Raw genomic sequence first — 1,556 nt, forward strand, 5'->3', positions numbered from 1 at the left:
ATCTGCGCCCGCAGAGCTTCTTTCAGACCAATACCGCCGTCGCCGCCGAGCTTTACGCACAGGCGCGGAGCTGGATCGACGAGGTTCAGCCAGCCAGCGTCTGGGATCTGTACTGCGGCGTCGGCGGCTTCGCCTTGCACGCCGCAGCCGCAGGCCGCGCTGTGATCGGCATCGAGCTCGAAGCCGAAGCGATCGCCAGCGCGCAGCAGAGCCTTGCCGATCTCGCTGCCAATGGCCGAGAGATCGGCGATGTGCAATTCGCCAGCGCCGATGCCACGGCTTGGGCGCTCGCGCAGCCAGACAGCGCCGAGCTGGTGATCGTCAATCCGCCGCGGCGCGGCATCGGCGAAGCCCTGAGTCGTCATCTCGAAGCGTCGCGCTCTACACGCTGGCTGATCTATTCGAGCTGCAACGCCGAATCGCTGGCCCGCGATCTGGCTTTGATGCCGTCGCTGAAACCGCGCCGCGCTCGGGTGCTCGACATGTTTCCGCAGACCCGGCACTACGAAGTCATCGTGCTGCTGGAGCGCGGATGAGTGGATCATCGACAATAGGGCGATGAGCGAATCTCCGAGCATGGCCAGCGAATCGGACGAACACTGGCTGCGCCACGCGCTGAGCCTGGCCGAACGCGCGGCGGCCGAAGGCGAGGTGCCGGTCGGCGCGGTGCTGGTCGGTGCCGATGGCGCGCTGCTCGCCGAAGGCTGGAACCGGCCGATCGCGCTGCACGATCCCACCGCGCACGCCGAGATCATGGCGATGCGTGCCGGAGCGGTGGCGCTCGGCAACTACCGGCTGACCGGCAGCACGCTGTACGTAACTCTGGAGCCCTGTGCGATGTGCGCCGGCGCGATCATCCACGCCCGGGTCGGCCGCCTGGTGTTCGGTGCCAGCGACCCGAAAGCCGGCGCGGTGAACTCGGTCTATGACCTGATCGCGCGGCCGCAGCTGAACCATGTCGTCGCCTGGCAGGGCGGGGTGCTGGAAACGGAATGTGCCGAGCAGTTGCGGGCGTTCTTCAGGGCGCGGCGAGGACTGCGCAACAGCGACTGAACGAAAACGCCCGACCTGTCGCAAGAACAGATCGGGCGTCGCATCAGCCTTGCAGCTCAGCCTCGGTTGAACACCAGCCCGGCGTCGCCAGCGTCGACCTGCACGGTATCGCCAGCGGCGAACTTGCCGTTGAGGATCAGGCTCGCCAGCGGGTTTTCGATCAGGGTCTGGATCGCGCGCTTCAGTGGCCGCGCGCCGTAGACCGGGTCGTAACCGGCTTCCGCAAGCTTCGCGAGGGCTGCTTCGCTGAAGGTGATGCCAATCGAACGCTCGGCTAGCCGCTTGTGCAGGTAGGCGGTCTGGATGCCGGCGATGACGCGGATCTGCGCTGCCGCCAGTGGCCGGAACACCACCGCTTCGTCGATACGGTTGATGAACTCGGGCCGGAAATGCTGGCCGACGACGGTCATCACGCCTTCCTTGATCGCGGCGTAATCGTCACGGGTCGCGCTGTTGCCCATCAGCTCCTGGATCAGCTGCGAGCCGAGGTTCGAGGTCATCAC

2 protein-coding genes and 1 pseudogene are annotated in these 1,556 nt (G+C 66.5%); 2 read left to right on the plus strand and 1 reads right to left on the minus strand.

Annotated features, from left to right (window positions below):
• On the plus strand, positions 1–536 hold a 536-nt coding region (locus QZY06_RS04325; protein ID WP_295680654.1), incomplete at its 5' end, for a methyltransferase domain-containing protein.
• Between the two features lie 22 nt (positions 537–558).
• The gene (gene tadA / locus QZY06_RS04330) at positions 559–1,053 is read left to right on the plus strand and encodes a tRNA adenosine(34) deaminase TadA (protein ID WP_295680657.1); all 495 of its coding nucleotides are present in this window, start codon (positions 559–561) and stop codon (positions 1,051–1,053) included.
• Between the two features lie 56 nt (positions 1,054–1,109).
• On the opposite strand, the pseudogene QZY06_RS04335 reads toward tadA, so the two are convergent.
• Positions 1,110–1,556, minus strand: a pseudogene (locus QZY06_RS04335) (AAA family ATPase); the annotation flags it as partial.

Origin of the sequence: uncultured Nevskia sp. (genome assembly GCF_903885465.1) — a bacterium.
GTDB lineage: Bacteria > Pseudomonadota > Gammaproteobacteria > Nevskiales > Nevskiaceae > Nevskia.

What these genes read in the sequence shown, in the direction of transcription:
- tadA (WP_295680657.1), top strand. Translation starts at nt 559, where the DNA reads ATGAGCGAATCTCCGAGCATGGCCAGCGAATCGGACGAACACTGGCTG.